Here is a 22,007-nt window from a genome sequence, read left to right as displayed (position 1 = left end):
ACATCCTTCTTCCAGCTTCCAGCCTTAATTCGCTCTATCTTTCTCGTCAAAATTCACATTACGGCGTACTCCTTTTACCTTTTTATTTCCGAAAGTATAGGTTACTGATACAGTGAGCCTTCTGGCATCATAGTAATTATTAAAATAATGTGTTCCAGTTGTAAAATAGATTTCTCCTCTACTTCTTGCCTGCTTGAAAATATCGGAAACAATGACACTCATCTGCAGATTTTTATCCATAAGGTTCATCTTGAATCCTGCTACAAAATTTCCTACAAAAGCAGAATATTTATTTCCAAAATTGGAAGGAAGACGGAGCCAATAGTTGGCAATAAGCTGAATATTTTTTTTCTTATCCAGTGATATATTATTCTGAAAATCGAACACATAGCTATATCCTTTCTTTGTTAAGGCATCTGTAGCAAACACCTCCATACTGCTGTAAGCAATATCTGCAGAATAATTGGTTTCCCAACGTTTAAAGAATGTATTGGAATAATTTATTGTAGCACCTATACTGTTTTGGTTATAGTAATTGAAAAAAGTACTCGTTCTGCTTTCCCCGGACAGGCTGGCCAGCTGTCCAAATCCATCCAATGTTCTCTGAAAATAAAGTGTGGTGGATAATTTCCCTTTGTAGACATGGGAAAATTCAAAATTATGATTGATAGACGGCTGTAAGAAAGGATTCCCGGTAAAATAAGAATTTATATTGGTGTACCAGCGATACGGATTGATGGCACGAAACCCAGGTCTATCAATCCTTTTGGAATAATTAAGACTGAATGTATTATTCTCATCACTCTTATAACTCACATAAGCGGTAGGGAAAAAATTCCCATAGGAACTTTCCGATTGTTGTCCGGAAGTGAGAGAATTTCCGTTCACTACAGAATATTCATAACGAAGCCCTGCTTTTACAGACCATTTCTCATTGAAGGATTTTTCAAGACTGAAGTAAGCAGCATAATTTTTCTCATTGTACTTAAATTCATTACTCTTCGAAACATCCGTTACATAGCTTCCATTCTCAAGGTTTTGGTAAAAGATACTTGAATTATTATCGAAATTGGTGAACTTTATCCCAGCTTCTGTTTTAGCAAATTCATAAGGTAAAGTAAGATCCGTTTGTCCAGAATAGATTTTATAATCTACCACTGATGGTGACTTTACAATAAACTGATCTCCGGAATTTTCTGTTGTAGTAAAATCAATAGTAGTCTTGGGTAGATTAGAAAAATAATTTCCCGTAATACTTAGTTTATTGTCCCGTTTTCCAAATTTGACATCATAATAGGCACTTATTGTCTGCTGTGTGGATTTTCCTCTATGTTCTGCATAAGTAGACAATGTATTGGTATAATTGTCGTTCTGAAAATAATCTGAAGTATTCTGAATGTCCATATTAGAATGCCCAACTCCATAATCATAGATAAACCCGATATTTGATTTCTTTCCCAGCTGATAATCAACACTTAGATTAGCGCCTAATCCATCCCCAAAGTCTATTCTGTCATCATGACTTTTAAGCCCCTCTGCACCTGTTATCCTATAATTTTCAAAAGAATGTTTTTGATATTTGCTTTGTCTTAATTTCAAAGAGGAACGTAATTTTTCATTCTGATAATTGATCGTTGTGCTGTTTGAAAAGCCTGAATAAGTCTGTTGTTGAAAACCTGTAGTAAAACTTCCGTTCCATCCCAGATTCTGATTCTTCTTCAGAACGATATTAATAAGCCCACTATTTCCCTGAGCTTCATATTTAGCAGGAGGAGCAGTAATCACTTCAATTTTTTCTATATTTTCTGATCTCAGGCTTTTAAGATACGTCACAAGTTCCGCTGAAGACAAGTTCAGAATTCGTTCATTAATCATAATAGCAACACCACTTTTCCCGGCAATAGAAACTCCGGCATTCTCATCAACTTTCACTAATGGCGTTGTAGCTAACGCATCTGCTCCATCCATTCCCTGAGAGGCAACAGAATTGGCAACATTGAAAACCAATCGGTCAGCTTTTCTTTCAATCAGTTTTTTTCTGGCTGTAAGAGTAACTCCTTCAATTTGCTTTTCTTTTTTTTCTTCAATGAAAAAGTCCTGTTTTACGTCTCCATTCACAGCAATATCTGTGTTGGAAACTTCCATTCCATCCTGAATCAGTTTTATAGTATAATTCCCATTTTCAGAAAGATGTAGCGAGTAATTTCCTTTTTCATCAGAAATGGCAGTCTGCTTTTTCTGATCTTTTACAGCAATCACTTCTACATAGGAAATGGCTTTTCCGGTTTGTGTAATTTTCCCTGTAATAGTTTGAGAAAAAAGAGCTGCTGGTAACAAAATAATAGCTGAAAGTAATATCTTCTTCATGTAATTTGATAATCATAGTTTTATATAGGACAACTTAAAATTGGGTTTTATTACATTTGAAGAAAAGAAGCAAGGAAGAGGGAGTTTATTGAAATCTGCTTACAAATGGTATTTCTTTAATAAAATTTTCAAAACTTATCAATTAATTATAATCAACAGACCGCAAGTTATCTATACCTTACAGTACCTTCGGCTTCCCTCTCCCAACTTGAAGCCCATTCTATCTCAATTTTTTCATCCTTCTCCTCATATTTGGTACTGTACTTGATTTATTCACCCATTATAATATCAAAACATGAAAAAAGGACTGCTTGTATTGTCTTTATTGATGACCCAGATTATTGATGCACAAAATCATTCTCAACCTAAAGATCATACTACTACTCTTCAGGAGGTCATTGCTTCTCCTCACATTAAAGCAGACAGAATCTTTGATTTTTCTACAAAAGTTGAGATCATTCCACAAAGTCCGGGTGATAAAATTTATTATATGGTGATGGATGCTAATGATGTCAATAAAAAAAAGAAATTCATAGTTTACAAAAAGCCATTCACTATCAGCAGGACCACACGGATTCAAGCCTATACAGAAAGAAAAAGGGAAAAAAGCTCAATTGCAACTGCAAATTTCAACAGAAGACCTAATTACTGGGAAGTAACCACTCTTTCAAAAGTTGATCCTCAATATGAAGCCACCGGAAAATTAGCATTAATCGATGGGATCAGAGGGGATATAGACTGGAAAAAAGGAGACTGGCAGGGATATCTGGGACACAATTTTGAAGCGGTAATCGATTTTCAGTCCCCTTTGCAAATCACCCAGATTTCCTCTACTTATCTTCAGGACAATAAAGCACGTATTCTAATGCCTAAAAAAGTAGAATACTATGCCTCCATGAACGCTAAAGATTTTATTTTACTCAATACTATAGACAATGATATTGATCCCAAAGATGAAAAAATTCAGACCAAAGATTTTACCACAGAAATTCTTCCTACCGAAGCAAGATACCTTAAAGTAAAAGCTTATTATTTTGGAAAACTTCCCGGATGGCATCAAAAAACCGGTGGTGAAACGTATATCTTCGTTGATGAAATTACTGTACAATAGTAAAAATGATGAAAAATGAAGGTTCATCTAAAATAATTGACTTCAGCTTTTCAACCCAAAGATAAAGCCCTTCGAAAAGTTCGAAAGGCTTTACCTTTTATTAATTCATCCTTTCTGCCCATTGCAACACTTCCGGAAGCTCCATATCAGAAAATTCAATGTGAATGACTCTTCTTTTTTTACCATTGGTTGTTCGGTTTGAGCCATGCAGCGTAAGAGGTTTCATAAGCATCACACCACCTCTCTCAACCTTACAAATCTCTTCAGTTTCTACATTCCAGTCTATTGTTTCCGGTCTGTAAATTCCTTTTGCATGAGAGTGAGGAACTACTTTTAAAGCTCCGTTATGTTCATCCGTATCATCCAGATGAATTCTGATCGTATAGATGTTTTCTAAAATATTCAATGGCGGTTGTACAGCGAACTGATTTTGTTTTGTAGTCCAGGGGCCAAAATTAGGTAGCTCCAGTTTTTTATCAACTGAAATGGTCAGATCCTGATGATAAGCCACATACCAATTGGAAGTTTCCGGTTTATCAAAATAGATACTTTTTACCACAAAATATCGATCACCAAATATCTCCTTGATGAGGTTTTTAATATTGTCATTAAAGATGAGGTTTTTAATTTCCGGAACTTCTTTTAAAAACTGTCTGATAGCAAACAGGTCTTCGGATTTCCTAAAGTTCTCTTTTGAAGTGTCTATATTATCGAGAATGTTAATGATTTGAGCAACTTCTGCCTCTGCAAATACTTCATTAATAACTGAAAAGCCATATTTTTCAATATGGCTTTTAGAATGTGATAAGTTTGTTAAACTCATTATTTAAATTTTGTCTAAAGGTTCGGTTAATTGTCCTTCCCACTTCGATACTGCTGATGTAGCCAGCGTATTTCCTAATACGTTAGTCATACTTCTTCCCATATCACAGAAGTGGTCAATCGGTAAGATTAAAGCAATTCCTTCTGGTGGAATTCCAAACATTGAACAGGTTGCTACGATAATTACCAAAGAAGCTCTCGGAACTCCGGCAATTCCTTTTGAAGTTAGCATCAATACTAAAAGCATGGTGATCTGTTGTCCGATTGTCATTTCAATTCCATAGATCTGAGCAATAAAAATAGAAGCAAATGTCATATACATCATACTTCCATCCAGGTTAAAAGAATATCCTAAAGGTAAAATAAAAGATACGACTCTACTGTTACAACCGAATTTTTCAAGCTCTTCTACCAATTTTGGAAATACCGCTTCTGAACTGGTTGTAGAGAAAGCAATCAACAAGGGTTCTTTAATTCTTTTTAATAGATCAAATAGTCTGTTTCCTAAGATAAAATATCCTACCAATAAAAGAACCAGCCAAAGTACTCCCAATGCGAAGAAGAAATCTCTCAGATAGATGGCGTACACTTTAAAGATTTCAAAACCGTTGGTAGCCACCACAGCTGCAATTGCTCCCAATACTCCTAAAGGGGCAAACCACATGATATATCCTACCATTTTAAGAATACCATGAGCAATGATATCAAAAAGCTTCACCACTGGTTTAGAGTATTCTTCTCCTAAATTAGCTAAAGCAACTCCGAACATAATCGCAAACACTACAATCTGCAATACTTCATTGGTTGCAAAGGCTTCAAATAAACTTTTAGGAATCATATGCTTTACAAAGTCTTCTAATGAAAAACTTTTACTGCTTTTCAAAAGATCTTCTGCTGAGGCAACGTCCTGAACCGGTAATTTAGTTACATGTCCTGGCTCCAGCCAGTTTACAAGTATCAATCCGATAAAAAGAGAAATCAAAGAAGCGGAAATAAACCAAAGCATTGCTTTTGTTCCTACTCTTCCGATCATTTTGATGTCACTCATTTTAGCAATTCCTACCACAAGTGTAGTAAATACTAAAGGTGCAATAATCATCTGTACCAACCTGATGAAAACCGTTCCCAACAGTTTTATGTTCTTAGAAAAAGGTACTGCACTTTCCGGATACTGCACGTGTACAATTCCTCCAATTCCTACTCCCAGGATAAGCGCGATGATAATTGCTATAAAAAGTTTATTCTGTCCTTTCATATATATAGTTCAATTTGCGCAAATATAATGGTTTTTGAATTGACAGAATATTTTATTCTCATCATGTGAAAGCCGTATTAAGTTTTTGAAACATAAAAATTAAATCGCTGGTTCAGAAAATATTGTAAAAAATTTAAGAAAGATTTATTGAATTTTTATTCTTTTGGTACAAATTTTATTATTACATTTGATTGTATAACAACATTAATAAATATACAATATGAAAAAAACTATCGCAATGGCTGCATTAGCTGTAGCTGTATCTTTCGGGGCAGTTTCTTGTAAGAAAAAAGTTTCTGATGCCGAACTTCAGACTCAGGCTACCACTGTAGTAACTTCTAATCCCAATGCTTCTGTTGAAGTAAAAGAAGGTGTGGCTCACTTAAGCGGAACTTTCGCGGATCAACAATCTAAAGATGCAATGATTGCACAATTAAAAGCAATTAAGGGAGTAAAAGAGGTAATGGATATGTCTAAAGTTGAAGTAGCTCCAGCACCTGTTGAAACTAAATCTGCTGTAGATCCAGCTGTTCAGAAAAAAGTTCAGGATGCAGTAAAAGATTTCCCTACAGTAAAAGTAGAAGTTATCAATGACGAGCTTACTCTTACAGGAAATGTTTCTAAAGAACAGGCTAAGAAAATTAAGCAGTCTGTAGATGCGTTAAAAGTTGGTAAAGTAAAATTTAACTACACAGTAAAATAATTAATTTAAAATGAGCACATTACAAGATAAATATTCAGGCGTAGTTTCAGCGGCTCAGTCTGCTGGAATTTCAAATTTACAGGTTCAGGAACAAGACGGAATTTTATATGTTTCCGGAGATGCTTCCAATACAGCAGCGAAAGATGCTGTTTGGAATGCTTTAGGAGCTATTGATTCTACCTATTCTGCTTCAGATATCAATATTGATGTACAGGTTGCAGGTCTTGCTTCAGGAGCTTCTCTTACGGTAGCTACAGATGAATCTAATCTGAACATCAGACAAGAGCCTTCTACTGAAGCTGCTGTAGTAGGAAAAGCTGCAAAAGGTTCTGCTGTAACGCTAATTGAACAGACTTCTGATGACTGGTGGAAAGTAAAAACTGCTGACGGTCAGGAAGGATATGCTTACTCTAGATATTTAAGAGCATAAAAAATATTTTTTGAAATATTCTTAAGAGACATCCCTATATTGGGATGTTTTTTTATTTTTACGTTTTGGAAAGCTCAATGAAGAAAATCTTATTATTCGTGTTTTTGGTATGCAATTTCCTGATTGCCCATGCCCAAAGACTCCATATTGATGGAAAAATATTTGATCCGGAAAAAAAAACGGTAGAAAATGCCACCATATATCTGCTAAAGGCTAAAGATTCCTCCATCATCAACTATACAGCAACCAATAAAGAAGGTAAATTCTCATTACAAACTGATGAGATAAGAGAACCTTCCTTTTTAAAAATTGATACCGAAAAATTATCTTATTCAAAGGCTCTCGAAAAAATTGAGCAGTCATTATCCCTGGGCGACATAGAACTTGAAAAAAAGAAAGTGATTAATATCGATGAGGTAAAAATCACTGTATCTCCTGTGAAAATTAAAAATGACACCATAGAATTTAATGCTTCTGCCCTTAAAGTACGACCGGACAGTCAAATAGATGAACTTTTGAAACAGATTCCGGGAGTAGAGATAGGCAATGATGGAAAAATTACAGTTAATGGAAAAGCCGTAGACCAGATTATGGTCAATGGAAAACCATTTTTTGATAAAGACGGAAAGACAGCATTACAAAATCTTCCCGCAGATATCATTAAAAACATCCAATTTACCACCACTAAAACTAAAGAAGAGGAACTGACCAAAAGAGCTCCGAAATCTCAAAACACCACCATTAATTTTAATATTGATGAGAAAAAGAACAAGGGCCTTATGTCAAAAATATTGGCGGGATATGGTTCTGATAAGCGGTATGAAGGAAATGTATTCTTAAATTATTTTAAAGGAGATACCAAAATCAGTGCTTTAGCATCCGCTAATAACATTAATTCAAAGAGCAGCTCGGGAGATCAGATCTTTGACACAATGGGACGTGGCAGCGGTCAGCAGGGAGGTGGAATTCAAAAATTCAGCAGCTTTGGACTGAATTATAATGACAAGCTTGGAAAAGATGCTAATCTTGACAACCTCAGCTTACAATATACAGATTCTGAAACAGAAACCCGTTCCAAAGCTTCAAAAACGACCCTTCTTCCCGACTCTACTCTTAAAACGGATTCTGAGAGCAGTAATGAAAATGAATCAAGGCAATATAATTTCAACAGTTCAGTAGGAATAAAACTGGATTCACTGACCAACGTTTATATAGCTCCTTCCTTTTCAAAATCAGAAACATTCAGCACAGGACGATCCATATCTTCAACTTTAAAAGATAATCAACTTTTGAATGAAAGTAAAAACATCACTCAAACTAAAGGAGAAACCAATACTTTCAGCCCCAATATTAATTTTTTCAGAAACTTCCGAAAAAAGAACAGATCACTGATGGCCATGATCAATACTTCTATTACGGAGTCTAACAATAATAACATCAATCAGTCACTGAATACTTTTTATAAAGATTCCGGGATGACTACCGACAACCGCGATCAGTTGCAGAAAACCCGTTCCCAGGATAATAATTATAGTTTTATGGCTAAGTATACGGAACCTGTCTCAGATTCTGCAACAATAGGTTTTAGTTTACAATACAACTCAAAATTAACCAGAGATCTAAAGGATTTCAATGATTTTGATCCTGCCACAGGACAGTATTCTCAATACAATACTCGTCTTTCCAACAGTATGGATCAAAGAATCAATCAATTTACCCCTGAGTTATCTTATTATCTTTATAAAAAGAAATTCGGCTTATGGGCTATGGTAAATGCTGATATCTCAGATATGAATGTAAATTCAGTTTTTAATGGGCAATTATACAACCTTCAGAAAAACTTTGTCCTTCCCAGGTATTCAACCAATATCCGATATTCTTTTAAGGATCGCCAGTCATTGATTTTATCCAACTCTTCCAGTTTCACGATTCCTGATCCCGGAAAAATGATTCCTTTTAAGGATGAATCTAATCCTTTAATTACAAATACTGGAAATCCCGATCTTAAAAATACCTGGAGCAACGAAACAAACCTATCTTTCAACAGTTATAACATCATCAAGAATCTAAACTATTATATCATGGCTGGATTCACCTATAGAAATAATGATGTTATCAATTATTCCAAATATGATAATTCAGGAAGACAGATTATTACCTACAGCAATATCAGCGGAAATAAAAGCTTTAGCTTCAGCACGGGCTTAACCAAAACGTTTAAATGGAATGACCATAAGCTAAGAATAGCTCCAAGATTCAGTATGAATTACAATTACAATAATGGATTCATCAATGGTGAAGCATATAAAAGCAGGGCCTATAGCTTCAACCCTGGGCTTAATCTGAATTATGAAATCAAAGATATTTTTACCATAAAACCCTCCTATAGTCTTGGATATAGCTTTTCAAACTATACAAACTATAATGTGAACACAGTGAACACAACCAACCAGTCTTTAAAGGTTGAAGTCACCAATTATTTGTTTCAAAAAGCTTTTTTCATCGGGAATGATTTTTCTTATAATACCAATTCAAATATTGCTCCGGGATTTAAAAAAGATTTCTACTTCTGGAATGCCAGTGTAGGATATTCATTCTACAATAAACAGCTGACTGCAAAAATAAAAGTGTATGATATACTGAATCAAAATCAAAGTGTAAAAAGAACGATTACGGATTCTTATTTTGAAGACCGTGAAGATCTGATCCTGAAACGATACATCATGTTTTCCCTTAGTATGAAACTCAATAAGTTTGCCGGTAAAAAACCTAAAAAGAACTAAACACCATACTTTTATATATTTTTATAAATTGCCGGAAATTTTCCGGCTTTTTTAGTTTTAACCGAAAAAGTCACAAAAGTTCTAAACACTTAAGTTATTTTTAATTGGCTACTAACTGTTTGAGAAGTATATTTAAGCTTCCGAAAACCTAAGATTTCATTAATATCTCAGTTGAAGACGTAAGTATTCGCCTCTATTGGAGAAGTGACAAAATCTACGATTTTGACAGGGTAATTCTATCCGCCCACGACCATCCTTCTACCCCAAAATTCTATTACAAATTCCACAATCAACAGTAAAAAATCAAAACAAATCCACTTTTAAAGGAAGATTCATCTGAGAAAATGCTGGGAAAGTATTTTTATTTCTAAATTAGCCACAAATTTTACTTATGAAGACCCATATTTCAGTTGTATTCATTCTTCTTTTCATTCTTGGAAAGGCTCAGAATACGGAACAAAAAGACAATTTCGTTAAGGATAACTTTACCAAGAAGGAATTTTATATCCCCATGCGTGATGGCGTGAAACTTTTCACTGCTGTTTATATTCCTAAAGATATTTCAACCAAGAACAAATATCCGTTTCTAATGCAGAGAACGTGCTATAGCATTGCTCCTTATGATGAAAATGAATACAAAACCAAAGTGGGCCCTAACACCTATCTGATGAAAGACAAATACATTTTTGTGTATCAGGATGTACGTGGAAGATATATGAGCGAAGGAACTTTCACCAATATGACTCCACAGGTAGAACGTAAAACTAAAAAAGATGTTGACGAAAGTACAGATACCTATGATACTATAGACTGGCTTTTAAAAAACGTTAAAGATAACAATGGTAAGGTAGGACAATTCGGAACTTCTTATCCCGGGTTCTATACAGCTGTAGGAACATTAGCACAGCACCCGGCCTTGGTTGCTTCTTCACCGCAAGCTCCTATTTCTGATTTCTGGAATGATGATTTTCTTCACAACGGAAGATTTATGCTGGGATATTTCAGAACATTCCCTGTTTTTGGAGTTCAGAAAACAAAACCAGAGCAAAAGGCTTGGTATATGGATTCCTTCATTAAACAAACTTCTGAAGATGGTCTAAAATTCTACAGAGACATGGGAACCCTGAAAGATGGCTATGAAAAGTACTATAAAAATAATTTCTTCATGACGGAAATTATGAATCATACCAATTATGATGAATTCTGGCAAAAAAGAGGACTGCTTCCACATCTTAAGAATATCAACCACGCAGTAATGACTGTTGGAGGCTGGTTTGATGCGGAAGATCTTTCCGGACCTTTAAATATCTACAAAACGATTGAGAAAACAAGTCCAAAGGCTAAAAATACGATTGTAATGGGCCCGTTCTCTCATGGTGGATGGTCTCAGGAACAAGGTAAGCATTTTCACAGTGAGACTTATTTTGGAGACAGTATTGCAACGTATTACCAGAAAAATGTAGAAACAAAATTCTTCAATCATTATCTGAAAGGAAATACTAAAGAAGATGCCGGGCTTCCTGAAGCTTTGATGTATGATACCGGAGCAAAACAATGGAAAGAGTTTACCTCTTATCCTCCTAAAAATGCTCAGAAAGTAAATTTCTATCTTTCTGATAAAACATTAAAAAATACTTCAGGACAAGGATATTCAGAATATTATAGTGATCCTAATAATCCGGTTTTAAGTTCTGACCATTTAAAGGATTTCAATGGTTTTACTCCTAAAAATTATATGTCGGAAGATCAGAGATTTGCTGTAGGAAGGCCTGATGTATTAACGTTTACAACCGATGTATTGACAGAAGATATGACTTTTGCAGGAGAAATTATGGCAAAATTGAATATTTCGTCATCTTCTACAGATGCAGACTTTGCGGTAAAACTAATTGATGTTTATCCCGAAGATTTCAAACCGGCTGAAAAAAAAGACGGTGTGATTTATGGAAACTATCATCAAATGGTAAGAAGTGAGATTATGCCTGCAAGATTCAGAAATACCAAAGAGAAAGGAGAAGCATTAGTTCCTGATCAGAAAACAGCGGTAAACTTCAGGCTTCAGGATGTGGTTCATACCTTCAAAAAAGGACATAAAATCCAGATTCAGATCAGCAGTACTTGGTTTCCATTATTTGCTTTAAATCCTCAGAAATTCATGGATAATCCAAATTTTGCTTCTAAGGAAGATTATACCAAAGCATTTATTAAAATATACGGTGACAGTTCTATTGAGGCTGAAATCTTAAAATAAATTGAAAAAGCTGTTCGGATGAACAGCTTTTTTATTTTTGGGTTCCCACAGATCTCACAGGTTTACACAGATGATGACGTTATAAATTTGCATGATTTGCTTAATCCGCGAGAGCTTTTTATTCTTCAATAAAGATGATTATTTCCCACTGATTACACAGATTTTCACAGATGATTGCGTTATCAATCTGCGAGAGCTTTTTATTCTTCAATCGTTCTGAAAGTAAGGTTTACTCTTGGGGTTTTCACTTTTGTTGTAGGTGGAAGTCTGTGAAGCCAATTGTCCTGAGTGGTTCCTTTCATAATAAGCAGACTTCCGTTTTCAAGAAATATTTCTACCTTTTCTTTAGTTGTTTTATGCTTAAATAAAAACTTTCTTTCAGCTCCGAAAGTCAGGGAAGCGATGGCTCCATGTTTTTTCAAATCGGTTTCTCCGTCACTGTGATAAGCCATTCCTTCACTGCCGTCATGGTATAAATTAAGTAAACAGGAATTGTAAGTTTCACCTGAAACTTCCTCACATTTCTGTTTTAGTTTCAACAGCTCTGGCGTCCAGGGTTTTGCATATTTTGTTCTATTGGAATAGGTATATTCAAATGCTTTTTCTCCGAACCAAGCTACTTTCCGTTTAGTAAGAATTAATTTTCCGAAAACTACAGCCTCATCATTTTGCCATGGGATCTGATTAAATAAATAATCATAATACACATCAGATTCATCTTTTGAAAACACTTTTCCATAGTACAGAACGGTGCCATCATAAGATAAGAGGCTTAGAGGATAATCCGGTGTTTCGTCGAATAGGCTGAGCATTATTTTTTGTTTTTAAGAATACAAATTACGTAATGTTTTGGAAATAATTAAGGTAGTGAACCATCCCGTCAAAAATTCAAAGAATTTGTGACACCCTCCGCAGGAAGAGAATATTTTTCTCTTTAACTGAGATATTGATAAAATCAGAGATTTTTTAAGAACCTAAGTGGACTTCTCAAGCAGTTAATTGTCACTTAAAAAACTTTTGTGACTTTGTGGTTAAAAATATCTTAGGAGTAAAGTTGTGAACTCTCCCACTCCACAATCATCTGCTTTCTATCACTTCCCCATCGGTAACCGCCGAGATGTCCCGTAGACTGAATGACACGGTGACAAGGGATGAGAAATGCCACAGGATTACTGCCTATCGCCGTCCCCACTGCTCTTGAAGCTTTAGGATTCCCTATTTTTTCTGCTAAACTGCCATAAGTAGATAGTTTTCCCATAGGAATGGTTAATAAACTTTCCCAAACCTTTAACTGAAAATCGGTACCTTTTAAATGAAGTTTGATCGTATTGAGTTTCGTCCAGTCTTTATTGAATATAGACAAGGCGTTTTTCTGAAGGGTATCTTGCTTTTCAAAAAAAGAAGCATTAGGAAATTTATGCTGTAAATTCCCTAATGCTGTTTCTTTATCGTTTTCAAAAGCCATATAGCAGATTCCTTTTTCTGTAGAAGCTACCAGGATATTCCCAAACGGACTTTCTGAAAAACTATAATTGATAACAAGGCTTTTTCCACCATTTTTATATTCTGCCGGAGACATTCCTTCTATTTTCACAAACAGATCATGCAATCTGCTTGTACTGGAAAGTCCCGTTTCATAAGCGGTATCAAAAATACTTGCCTTTTCTTCCTTCAGTAAATTTTTAGCATGTTCAAGACTAATGAACTGTAAAAATTTTTTCGGACTTGTTCCTGCCCAATCTGTGAAAATCTTCTGAAAATGGGCCGGACTCAAGTGAATATTCTCTGCCACTTCCTCCAAACTTGGCTGAAGCCTGAAATTGCTCTGGATATACTCTATCGCTTTAGCAATTCTGTTGTAATCTATTTGACTTTGTGTGGACATTTTGTATTGTTTTTACCTCACAAATTTCCAAAGAATATACGGCAGAAAAAATCCGATTCTTGCGGAATATTAGTTATCGTTGTTATAAATATCGTTATAAGCAAGCATTTTATAGTATAACTTAGCCGCAAGGAAAGCTGTTGGCTTAGCCATTGGAGAATCCATTAATTCTACAATATCAAATGCCACTACGTTACATTTTTCAAATACTTTTCTTAATAATTCCAATGTTGGATACCATTGTAATCCACCCGGTTCAGGAGTTCCTGTAGATGGAGCAATAGAAGGATCGAAAGCATCAAGGTCAATTGTGATATATACGTTTCCTGAAACTTTTTCCAATACATCATTCACCCAGTTCTCGTTGTGAGCAATCTCATGAGCAAAGAATACTCTACCTTCTGGTAAATACTGAGCTTCTTCAGCATCCATAGAACGGATTCCCACCTGAACTAAGTTATGCTTCTGGTTTGCTTCAAACACAGCACAAGCGTGATTAGAAGTAGAACCATGGAACTCAGGACGTAAATCTGTGTGAGCATCTAACTGAAGAACTGTAAGGTTTTCAAATTTCTCACCTACTGCACGAATAGAACCAATAGAAACAGAGTGCTCACCACCAAATAAAGTGAATACTTTTCCTTCATTGTTCAATAGCTCTTTTGTTTTTTGATAAACAGCTTCTGTCATTGCTTCAGGACTAGAATTTTCTGAAACTTCTCCAGCCAGATATACTCCCTGAAGGTAAGGCTCAGTTTGTGTTTCAATGTCATAAAGCTCCATATTTTCAGAAGCGTCTAGGAATAATTCCGGACCTTTATCAGCTCCTTTTCCCCATGTTGAAGTTCCATCATAAGGAACAGTTACCAACATTACTTTCGAATTCTCTAACGTTGCGTTTTCCTCGGGAATTCCTGCGTATGTTTTCATGCTTTATTTTAAAATTTTAATGTTGTAATTAATGACAAAGATACGAAGAGTTTGTGAGTTGGAGAGTAAGAGTTGAGAGAGTTTGTGAATGAAGGTTTCTGAGTAAATATGAACTTTCCCTATAATAACTTCCAGCCTCCAGCTTCTGGTCTTACTCTACTCCTTATCTCAAAACCAGTCAGTTAAGAAATGATATTTCCCTAATTCTGCATTAACTTTCACCTTTCAGCTCAATTTCCTACTTTTGTGAAAAACTTAGAATATGTCTTTAAAAGCTGTTCTTTTCGATATGGATGGGGTAATTGTAGATACAGAACCATTGCATAGAAAAGCCTATTTCAAAACGTTTGATGAATTGGAAATTGCAGTTTCCGAAGATTTATACACTTCTTTTACCGGTGCTTCAACAAAAAGGGTTTGTGAAACATTAATCAGTCAATTTGACTTGAGTCATACACACGAAGCGATTGCAGGGATCAAAAGATCACATTTTAAAGATTATTTTTATAATGATGATGAGTTTGACCTGATTCCAGGAGTAAAAAACCTGATTCAGCATTATCACGAAAATGATATCAAGCTTATTTTAGCTTCTTCTGCAACGATGATAACCATTAATATGGTGTTTGAGAAATTCGGACTGGAAAAATATTTCAGTGGAAAGATCAGCGGTGCGGATTTAAAGGAATCCAAACCTCATCCGGAAGTTTTTCTATTGGCAGCTGAAATGGCAGCTGAATCTGTTGAAAACTGTATGGTGATTGAAGATTCTACGAATGGCATTCTGGCAGCCCACAGAGCTAAAATATTCTGTGCTGCTTATAGAAGTCCACATTCAAAAAATCAGGATTACACATTAGCTGACACTGTGGTTTCTGATTATGAAGACCTTGAACTGGATAAAATTTCAAAATATTTTTAAATAAAAAAGCTCTCAGATATCCTGAGAGCTTTTGTTATGTATAAGTTGTGGCTAAAGCCAATCGACTTATTATTTTTTGTAAACAGGGTTTAGCCCGTTTCTATTGATTACAAAATTATTTATAACCTAAAAGTCTCAATATATCTTCCGGTTCCTGTTTTTCACGGAAAATTTCATACTGTAATTCACCGTTTTCATCTTTCTGAATAAGGACGTGTCTTGGCTGAGGCATCAGACAGTGGTGTACTCCACCATATCCTCCGATGGTTTCCTGATAAGCTCCTGTATGGAAGAATCCGATATACAACGGCTTCGTATCACTGAAAACAGGCAGATAAATGGCATTCGTATGTTGTTCAGAGTTATAATAATCATCTGAATCACACGTCAATCCCCCTAAAAATACTCTTTCATAGCTATCCTCCCAACGGTTTAACGGAAGCATAATAAAGTGTCTTGAAATGGCCCATGTATCAGGAAGTGTCGTCATGAAAGAAGAATCAATCATGTTCCACTTTTCTCTGTCATTCTGACGTTTCTGAGAAATGATCTTATAAAGGTTTGCCCCACTTTCTCCAACGGTAAAGCTTCCAAATTCAGTATAGATGTTTGGTTCTTCTACTCCTTCTTCTTCACAGAATTTTTTGATCTGAGAAACAATTTCCTCTACCATATATTGGTAATCGTAATCAAAATTCAGAGAGGTTTTGATAGGAAAACCTCCACCAATATTCAATGAATCCACTTCAGGAGCGATTTTCTTCAAACGTGCATATACACGAAGACATTTGTACAATTCGTTCCAGTAGTAAGAAGTATCTTTGATTCCCGTATTAATGAAAAAGTGAAGCATTTTCAATCTTGCATTCGGGTGTTCAGCGATCTTCTGGCTGTAATAAGGAATGATATCTTTATATCCGATTCCTAATCTTGAGGTATAAAATTCGAACTTAGGTTCTTCTTCTGAAGCGATTCTGATCCCGATATTGAACGTAGAATCTATACTTTCTGTAAGCTTATCCAGTTCACGGTAATTATCCAAAATCGGAGTAATGTTTCCAAAACCACTATTGATCATATCTGAAATATTGGTCAGATAGTCATCAGTCTTGAATCCATTACAGATTACCTCAATGTTTTTATCTACTTTCCCTTTCTCATAAAGAGATTTTACAATATCCATATCATAGGCAGAAGACGTTTCTATCGAAATATCGTTCTTCAGTGCCTCTTCCAATACGAAATTGAAATGACTGGATTTTGTACAGTAACAGTAGGTATAATTCTTTTTATATTCAATTTTTTCAAAAGCTTCTTTAAACCAGCTTTTGGCTTTTTGAATATTTTGAGAAATTCTCGGCAGATAGCTAATCTTTAGCGGAGTGCCAAATTGTTCAACTACGTCCATCAATGGAACGTCGTGAAACAACAAATTGTTCTCAGAAACATTAAATTCCTCCGTAGGAAAATATAATGTCTGATCAATAAGTTCCGAGTACTTTATTTTCATTTCTAAACAAGTGAATTAAGAAATGCAAAATTGCTAAAAAAGTTTGATTTTTAGGTGTTAAAATTATTATAATTTTAAATAAAACAACAATATTGTTGTTTAGAGAAATTTACCCCTGATAATCAGAGGGTAAACTTTTGAATATATCCCTCTCTTTTGACTTCAGAAATACCTAATACCTGTTGAATATAAGCATCAATAGAACCATATTTTTTATCAATCGCTCCAAAAGCTGCATCAAGGTATCTTTTTTCTACCCAACTTAACTTCTCCAAAACCTGTAAATCCATCTTCGGATACAGGAAATGAAGGTTATTTGCTAATCGAAGTCTTTTCTCTATCAAAGGCTTTCGAAAATTGTTGGACAAAAGATATTCATTATAGATGGTTTCTTTATCAAATTTCAATATTGTAAGGAGTAAAGCGGTTACAATCCCGGTTCTATCCTTACCTGCTGTACAATGATAAAGAACAGGTTTCTCAGATTCCAGGATCTCTGTAATGATGGTTTTTATGATTTCCGGATTTTCGGTAACATATTCACGATAAAAATCAATCATTCTTTTGTCTGCATCAGAAGCATTTACCTTTCCTTTCAGCACAAGTTTTCTTGCCTGTGACAACTGATCTCCTTCATCTTCAAATGCTGAATATTTTTTATACGTAATTCCATTCGGCAAATGATCAGGGCTCTCAAAAATCTCTTTTGAATTCCTTAAATCTATAATTTCTGTAATGCCTAATTTTTCAAACTCATCAAAAGATTTCTCTTTAAGTTTATGAAGATGAGCACTTCTGTAGAACATTCCTTCTTTTAAAGATCGTCCTTCGGTATTTTTAATATTGCCAACTGCCCGGAAGTTATGAACCTTTTTAATCTTAATCACCTTTTCCGTTTGGTTTTTACCATATTCAGGGCGCTCAAAATGCTGTGTTTTGCATGAGAAAATACAGAATAATGAAATAGTGACAACCGATATTTTGATGAATGTATTCAATATTTTTTTTGTTTAACCACAAAAGGCTCAAAAAAAGCTTCTCAGAACATATTTTGAGACTTCTGTGGTTTAAAATTTTACTTTATTATTAGGTTTTGGCTAAAGCCAATAGACTTTATTTTATACTAAAACCCATTTCTATTGATGTAATATCAGATTAATTTTATTATCTGAAAAAATGGATTAACACCATTTTTGTGATTCATGCTTTTTTAAATTACAAATAATTTTTGCCAATAAAAATCAACAGATCTCCTTTTTCATAGGTAATGGAAACCTCATCTTCCACTGCAAAATTCCGGGTTCCGATTCTTGAGGTAATGTTTAAACTTCCATTATCCAAGGGCCAGTTCAATCCTTTTGTTGTAATTTTTTCAGCTGCAGGAAATGGATATAGGGAAACCATTTTATCTTTTATTCCTTTTATTATAAAATTTTTAGGAATGAAGTAATATTCTGAAAATTCATCATAAAACTTCACTTCCAATTTATCTTTAAATGCATAAGCAACCGTCAGATTTCCTAAAAAGTGATCCTGCTCACCCCCACTTCCGCCATAAACATCTACATTCTTCCCTCCTTTTTCAATGATAATATCCAGTGCTTTATAAAAATCGGTGTGATTCTGATCCGGCGTATGGATAAACTTTTCCTGGTAAATATTTTCATCAGATCCGGAATGGGAATCAAAATCACCGGAAATAAAATCCAGTTTATCTAAAGGAAATCCAATCCTTTTAAGATAATGAAAAGCACCATCTGTACAGGCAATCAAATCATAATGATCCGGATTTGGAAAAGTTTTGGGAGCTTCCCCGTTGATGAAAAGTAATACTTTATCTCTCATTCGGGTTCCAATATTCTTCCGGTTCGTTGTTTAGTTTTGATATATACCTTGCCAATACGAAAAGATAATCTGATAATCTGTTTAAATATTTTATTAATTCAGGACGTACCTCTTCAGCCTCATTTAAGAACACCAATGAACGTTCTGCTCTTCTACAGATGGTTCTTGCCGCATGTAAAAAGGTTGCAGGTTTTCCACCTCCGGGAAGAATAAAATATTGAAGAGGTTCCAGTTTTTCGTCAAAAATATCCATCCACTGCTCCAATTCCTCGATTTCTGTTTCTGAAATAATGATGGGAAGACGCGATTTTCCGTTTGCCAACATCAGTTTATCTACAGGTGTTGCCGCTTCTGAACCTACCGTGAATAAATCAAACTGGATTTTTTTCAATTGTCTCAAAACTTCTTCATCCTCAATATGACTTTTTGCAATTCCGATGAATGAATTGAGCTCATCTATATTTCCATAACTGTCAACTCTTGCACTGGCTTTAGAAACTCTTGTTCCGCCATAAAGTGCCGTCTGACCTTTATCTCCTGTTTTTGTATAAATTTTCATAGTACTAAAATACCTTTTTTTGGACAATGTAAAAAGTAAAATGTATTCATGATAGGTATGTAACACTATTATTAGAATATATTTAACCACAAAAGGCGCAAAAGTTTTTAAACACTTAAGTTATTTTGGTTGACCACTAACTGCTTGAGAAGTGCACTAAAGTTTTCTGAAAATCTCCGATTTCCAACCATATTTCAATTGAAAGACTGTACACATTCCCTCTTCATCAGAGAAATGGCAAAAATTCAAAGATTTTTTGTCGGAGTCGTCTTCACTCGCAATGACTCTCATAAAAAACGGCCGGCAAAAGCCGGCCAATCCAAATTATTTATTTACCTCTACGTATTGTATGATGGTCTGGTTTTTAGGGTTGTAGATAAGCGTACTACTGTTAGGGAATCTTTTCAGCTTATAATACTGAATACTTTTATCCGTTTTAATATCTTCTAAAAAGCTTGTATCAAAAGTATTATCCGGAAGAAATTTTGAAAGAAGACTTATTTTACTGACGATGCTTTGTCCATCAATTTTTCTTGCTGTTTTATCTGATTTTCCTTCATCAGAAGTCGCCTGCTTTTCTAAAAAAGGAAGCACTACAGCAATATCTGCTTTGTATTTAAAGATATACCCTTCGGTTCCTGTAGGAAGTTTTATTTTTTTTCCTTTTTCTTCTGAAATCATATCAGATCCGGCATTAGAAAAAACAGTATTGAACTTTACATCCTCAGAATTTGTTAGTGAATTAATAGATTCATTCACTGTTTTTTTAACAGTCTCTTCTACTGCTTCCTGAGCTTTCTGCTGTACCTTTTCTGTGGTTTCCTGAACCGTTTGATCTATCTTTTCTTCAATTTTATTACATGATACTAATAAAAAAGTGGCCATAACAGGCAAAATATACTTCTTCATAATTCTAAATAATCATTTTCTTTTTATTAATATACTTCTCTTAAACGGAAAAGTAGTCTTTAATATTTTAGCAAAGAAATAAAATATTTTTTCAGCATCAAAAATCCTACTGACAAACTGTTGTCATCACCCGCTCATACCTTTGTATCAACAATAACAAACAAAAACGATACATTATGACAACTACAGCAACAGCAACCCAGCAATTCATGACTACTGAGCAATTATTAAAGGATTGGCAAGGGCACAGAAACCTGACAAGAAGAGTAATTGAAGCTTTTCCAGAAAAAGAATTATTTGAATTTTCAATTGGTGGAATGAGACCATTCGCTAAAATGGCAACAGAACTACTCAATATTGGAGGAGTTGCTTTAAAAGGAATCATTGAAAATAATATGGAAGCTTACAACGAAGAAGGTTTTACTCCAAAAACCAAAGAAGAACTCCTTAAAAAATGGGATGAAGAAACTGAAGTTATCAATCATTACTTCAGACAAATCACTGAGGCGCGCTTCCAGGAAACGTTTAATTTATTCGGACAATATGAGTTCCCGGTATATGAGAACATTCTTTATTTTGTAGATAACGAAATTCACCACCGTGCACAGGGATATGTTTATCTGAGAGCTTTAGGAATTGAACCGCCTTTCTTCTGGGAAAGATTCTAATAAAAGTATCCTTAATAAACCATTTCATCTATTTGCCAATAAAAGTCAATCTCCCTCAGCAGTTTTCTGCTGAGGTTTTTATTGATGTCTTTCCATCATTTTGACAAGCAATTCGCCCATTCTAACCCGAAGACTTTCCGGCTCAAGGATGGTGGCATAGTCTGCAAAAGTAATAACCCAGCGGGGAAATCCATCGTTGATCCATTCTGTTTCAAAAGTAAGTTCCATTCCCAGGTCGGTTTCTACTTCTTCAATCAGACCATAATATTTTTTAGAATTGACAAGGTGAGCCATTATCTTTTTATCTACCAGGAGTTTTGCCTTCACTTTATTCCCATGTGATTTTCTGTAATCATTAATCTGGCCATATTCTTGCAAAAAGGGAGTCTGTGTTTTGAAAATCTGCAAAATACGATCTACCCTGAATTGTCTGAAATCTTTCCTCAACGTACAGTATGCCATGATATACCAAAAATTAAATTCAAAGAAAATCCCAACAGCTTCAATCGTTCTGTTAGTTACTCTTGAATCCACCGTCTGGTATTCAATATTCAACTGTGTTTTCTCGGCAATACTTTCCAGAATAATGGGAATAACATTCTTCAGAGAATCTTCCTCCTTCTGTTGGGCATGAAAATTAAAAACATCAATCTGTTTTTCAATATTCTGAATCAAATTTTTATCTGAATACCTCAACACCGAACGTACCTTTTCCATAGCAGTCTGATAATGATTCCCCAAACTCTGGTGGGAGAACTTCTGCATAAGCTTTTCAGCAGTAATAAAACTCAAAACCTCTTCCTTGGTAAACATCACCGGTGGAAGTTTATAGCCTTCCATCAGAGAGTATCCGTTTCCTGCTTCTCCAATGATTGGTATTCCTGCATTCTCCAAAGTTTTTACGTCCCGGTAAATGGTTCTTACACTGACATCAAATTTTTCAGCCAGATCCTGTGCCCTTACTACAGGTTTAGACTGCAGCTGGGTAAGAATGGCTGTGACGCGGTCTAGTTTTTTTAGATAGTGATCGTTCATGTTCTGACACTTGTTGGCTGAA

General features: G+C 35.0%; 19 protein-coding genes. 7 read left to right on the top strand and 12 right to left on the bottom strand.

The features are described 5' to 3' along the window. Positions 1-24: 24 nt before the first annotated feature. Positions 25-2,367, bottom strand: a complete 2,343-nt coding sequence (locus EG344_RS16535; RefSeq protein ID WP_123910477.1) for a TonB-dependent receptor domain-containing protein — start codon at positions 2,365-2,367, stop codon at positions 25-27. A 295-nt stretch (positions 2,368-2,662) separates the two neighbouring features. Here EG344_RS16535 and EG344_RS16530 point away from each other — a divergent pair, with 295 nt between their 5' ends. Then, positions 2,663-3,478: a hypothetical protein gene (locus EG344_RS16530; RefSeq protein WP_185145567.1), complete on the top strand. Its 816-nt coding sequence runs from the start codon at positions 2,663-2,665 to the stop codon at positions 3,476-3,478. Between the two features lie 100 nt (positions 3,479-3,578). Here the strand turns inward: EG344_RS16530 and EG344_RS16525 are convergent, their stop codons facing one another. Together EG344_RS16525 and EG344_RS16520 are read right to left on the bottom strand one after the other, a co-directional pair. Beyond that, on the bottom strand, positions 3,579-4,301 hold the full coding sequence (locus EG344_RS16525; RefSeq protein ID WP_123910475.1) for a phytanoyl-CoA dioxygenase family protein: 723 nt from the start codon (positions 4,299-4,301) through the stop codon (positions 3,579-3,581). 3 nt (positions 4,302-4,304) lie between these two features. After that, complete coding sequence (locus EG344_RS16520) at positions 4,305-5,555, bottom strand: dicarboxylate/amino acid:cation symporter (protein WP_123857330.1); 1,251 nt, start codon at positions 5,553-5,555, stop codon at positions 4,305-4,307. A gap of 220 nt (positions 5,556-5,775) precedes the next feature. Here EG344_RS16520 and EG344_RS16515 point away from each other — a divergent pair, with 220 nt between their 5' ends. From EG344_RS16515 to EG344_RS16500, 4 genes are all read left to right on the top strand, one after another. Further along, positions 5,776-6,258, top strand: coding sequence for a BON domain-containing protein (locus tag EG344_RS16515; RefSeq protein ID WP_123910473.1), 483 nt, complete (start codon positions 5,776-5,778; stop codon positions 6,256-6,258). A 10-nt stretch (positions 6,259-6,268) separates the two neighbouring features. After that, the gene (locus EG344_RS16510) at positions 6,269-6,688 is read left to right on the top strand and encodes an SH3 domain-containing protein (RefSeq protein WP_123857332.1); all 420 of its coding nucleotides are present in this window, start codon (positions 6,269-6,271) and stop codon (positions 6,686-6,688) included. Between the two features lie 77 nt (positions 6,689-6,765). Then, on the top strand, positions 6,766-9,471 hold the full coding sequence (locus tag EG344_RS16505; RefSeq protein WP_123910471.1) for a TonB-dependent receptor: 2,706 nt from the start codon (positions 6,766-6,768) through the stop codon (positions 9,469-9,471). Between the two features lie 391 nt (positions 9,472-9,862). Beyond that, positions 9,863-11,722 (top strand): CocE/NonD family hydrolase, encoded by a 1,860-nt coding sequence (locus EG344_RS16500; protein WP_123910469.1) that lies wholly within the window; start codon positions 9,863-9,865, stop codon positions 11,720-11,722. A 200-nt stretch (positions 11,723-11,922) separates the two neighbouring features. Here the strand turns inward: EG344_RS16500 and EG344_RS16495 are convergent, their stop codons facing one another. The 3 genes from EG344_RS16495 to speB all read right to left on the bottom strand — a co-directional run bounded on the left by EG344_RS16495 (position 11,923) and on the right by speB (position 14,537). Beyond that, positions 11,923-12,534: an alpha-ketoglutarate-dependent dioxygenase AlkB family protein gene (locus EG344_RS16495; RefSeq protein WP_123910467.1), complete on the bottom strand. Its 612-nt coding sequence runs from the start codon at positions 12,532-12,534 to the stop codon at positions 11,923-11,925. A 230-nt stretch (positions 12,535-12,764) separates the two neighbouring features. Then, positions 12,765-13,607 carry a bifunctional helix-turn-helix domain-containing protein/methylated-DNA--[protein]-cysteine S-methyltransferase gene (locus EG344_RS16490; RefSeq protein ID WP_123910465.1) on the bottom strand — a complete coding sequence of 281 codons (843 nt, stop codon included), beginning with the start codon at positions 13,605-13,607 and terminating at the stop codon, positions 12,765-12,767. Between the two features lie 69 nt (positions 13,608-13,676). Further along, positions 13,677-14,537 carry an agmatinase gene (speB, locus tag EG344_RS16485; protein WP_123857337.1) on the bottom strand — a complete coding sequence of 287 codons (861 nt, stop codon included), beginning with the start codon at positions 14,535-14,537 and terminating at the stop codon, positions 13,677-13,679. A 262-nt stretch (positions 14,538-14,799) separates the two neighbouring features. Here speB and EG344_RS16480 point away from each other — a divergent pair, with 262 nt between their 5' ends. Next, positions 14,800-15,459: an HAD family hydrolase gene (locus tag EG344_RS16480; protein ID WP_123910463.1), complete on the top strand. Its 660-nt coding sequence runs from the start codon at positions 14,800-14,802 to the stop codon at positions 15,457-15,459. Between the two features lie 115 nt (positions 15,460-15,574). On the opposite strand, the gene EG344_RS16475 is transcribed toward EG344_RS16480, so the two are convergent. The 5 genes from EG344_RS16475 to EG344_RS16455 form a co-directional block, all read right to left on the bottom strand. Further along, positions 15,575-16,969, bottom strand: a complete 1,395-nt coding sequence (locus EG344_RS16475; RefSeq protein WP_123857339.1) for an arginine decarboxylase — start codon at positions 16,967-16,969, stop codon at positions 15,575-15,577. A 122-nt stretch (positions 16,970-17,091) separates the two neighbouring features. Beyond that, positions 17,092-17,967, bottom strand: coding sequence for a tyrosine-protein phosphatase (locus EG344_RS16470; RefSeq protein ID WP_123910461.1), 876 nt, complete (start codon positions 17,965-17,967; stop codon positions 17,092-17,094). Between the two features lie 217 nt (positions 17,968-18,184). Next, the gene (locus EG344_RS16465) at positions 18,185-18,814 is read right to left on the bottom strand and encodes a thiamine diphosphokinase (RefSeq protein WP_123910459.1); all 630 of its coding nucleotides are present in this window, start codon (positions 18,812-18,814) and stop codon (positions 18,185-18,187) included. After that, positions 18,804-19,373, bottom strand: coding sequence for a cob(I)yrinic acid a,c-diamide adenosyltransferase (locus EG344_RS16460; RefSeq protein WP_115969229.1), 570 nt, complete (start codon positions 19,371-19,373; stop codon positions 18,804-18,806). Before EG344_RS16460 ends, EG344_RS16465 begins: the two co-directional genes overlap by 11 nt. A 324-nt stretch (positions 19,374-19,697) precedes the next feature. Continuing rightward, positions 19,698-20,282, bottom strand: a complete 585-nt coding sequence (locus EG344_RS16455; RefSeq protein WP_123910458.1) for a hypothetical protein — start codon at positions 20,280-20,282, stop codon at positions 19,698-19,700. Positions 20,283-20,458: 176 nt separating this feature from the next. Between EG344_RS16455 and EG344_RS16450 the strand changes: the two genes are divergently transcribed. After that, positions 20,459-20,950, top strand: coding sequence for a DinB family protein (locus EG344_RS16450; RefSeq protein WP_123910456.1), 492 nt, complete (start codon positions 20,459-20,461; stop codon positions 20,948-20,950). 78 nt (positions 20,951-21,028) lie between these two features. Here EG344_RS16450 and EG344_RS16445 read toward each other — a convergent pair whose 3' ends face one another. Further along, positions 21,029-21,985 (bottom strand): helix-turn-helix transcriptional regulator, encoded by a 957-nt coding sequence (locus EG344_RS16445; RefSeq protein ID WP_123910454.1) that lies wholly within the window; start codon positions 21,983-21,985, stop codon positions 21,029-21,031. Positions 21,986-22,007: the final 22 nt, after the last annotated feature.

The sequence above is a fragment of the Chryseobacterium sp. G0162 genome (genome assembly GCF_003815715.1).
Classification (GTDB): Bacteria; Bacteroidota; Bacteroidia; order Flavobacteriales; family Weeksellaceae; genus Chryseobacterium.
Note: the sequence above shows the minus strand (reverse complement) of the source record. Positions and strands in the feature narration are given on the sequence as shown.

What these genes read in the sequence shown, in the direction of transcription:
- EG344_RS16535 (WP_123910477.1), bottom strand. Translation starts at nt 2,367, where the DNA reads ATGAAGAAGATATTACTTTCAGCTATTATTTTGTTACCAGCAGCTCTT.
- EG344_RS16530 (WP_185145567.1), top strand. Translation starts at nt 2,663, where the DNA reads ATGAAAAAAGGACTGCTTGTATTGTCTTTATTGATGACCCAGATTATT.
- EG344_RS16525 (WP_123910475.1), bottom strand. Translation starts at nt 4,301, where the DNA reads ATGAGTTTAACAAACTTATCACATTCTAAAAGCCATATTGAAAAATAT.
- EG344_RS16520 (WP_123857330.1), bottom strand. Translation starts at nt 5,555, where the DNA reads ATGAAAGGACAGAATAAACTTTTTATAGCAATTATCATCGCGCTTATC.
- EG344_RS16515 (WP_123910473.1), top strand. Translation starts at nt 5,776, where the DNA reads ATGAAAAAAACTATCGCAATGGCTGCATTAGCTGTAGCTGTATCTTTC.
- EG344_RS16510 (WP_123857332.1), top strand. Translation starts at nt 6,269, where the DNA reads ATGAGCACATTACAAGATAAATATTCAGGCGTAGTTTCAGCGGCTCAG.
- EG344_RS16505 (WP_123910471.1), top strand. Translation starts at nt 6,766, where the DNA reads ATGAAGAAAATCTTATTATTCGTGTTTTTGGTATGCAATTTCCTGATT.
- EG344_RS16500 (WP_123910469.1), top strand. Translation starts at nt 9,863, where the DNA reads ATGAAGACCCATATTTCAGTTGTATTCATTCTTCTTTTCATTCTTGGA.
- EG344_RS16495 (WP_123910467.1), bottom strand. Translation starts at nt 12,534, where the DNA reads ATGCTCAGCCTATTCGACGAAACACCGGATTATCCTCTAAGCCTCTTA.
- EG344_RS16490 (WP_123910465.1), bottom strand. Translation starts at nt 13,607, where the DNA reads ATGTCCACACAAAGTCAAATAGATTACAACAGAATTGCTAAAGCGATA.
- speB (WP_123857337.1), bottom strand. Translation starts at nt 14,537, where the DNA reads ATGAAAACATACGCAGGAATTCCCGAGGAAAACGCAACGTTAGAGAAT.
- EG344_RS16480 (WP_123910463.1), top strand. Translation starts at nt 14,800, where the DNA reads ATGTCTTTAAAAGCTGTTCTTTTCGATATGGATGGGGTAATTGTAGAT.
- EG344_RS16475 (WP_123857339.1), bottom strand. Translation starts at nt 16,969, where the DNA reads ATGAAAATAAAGTACTCGGAACTTATTGATCAGACATTATATTTTCCT.
- EG344_RS16465 (WP_123910459.1), bottom strand. Translation starts at nt 18,814, where the DNA reads ATGAGAGATAAAGTATTACTTTTCATCAACGGGGAAGCTCCCAAAACT.
- EG344_RS16460 (WP_115969229.1), bottom strand. Translation starts at nt 19,373, where the DNA reads ATGAAAATTTATACAAAAACAGGAGATAAAGGTCAGACGGCACTTTAT.
- EG344_RS16455 (WP_123910458.1), bottom strand. Translation starts at nt 20,282, where the DNA reads ATGAAGAAGTATATTTTGCCTGTTATGGCCACTTTTTTATTAGTATCA.
- EG344_RS16450 (WP_123910456.1), top strand. Translation starts at nt 20,459, where the DNA reads ATGACAACTACAGCAACAGCAACCCAGCAATTCATGACTACTGAGCAA.
- EG344_RS16445 (WP_123910454.1), bottom strand. Translation starts at nt 21,985, where the DNA reads ATGAACGATCACTATCTAAAAAAACTAGACCGCGTCACAGCCATTCTT.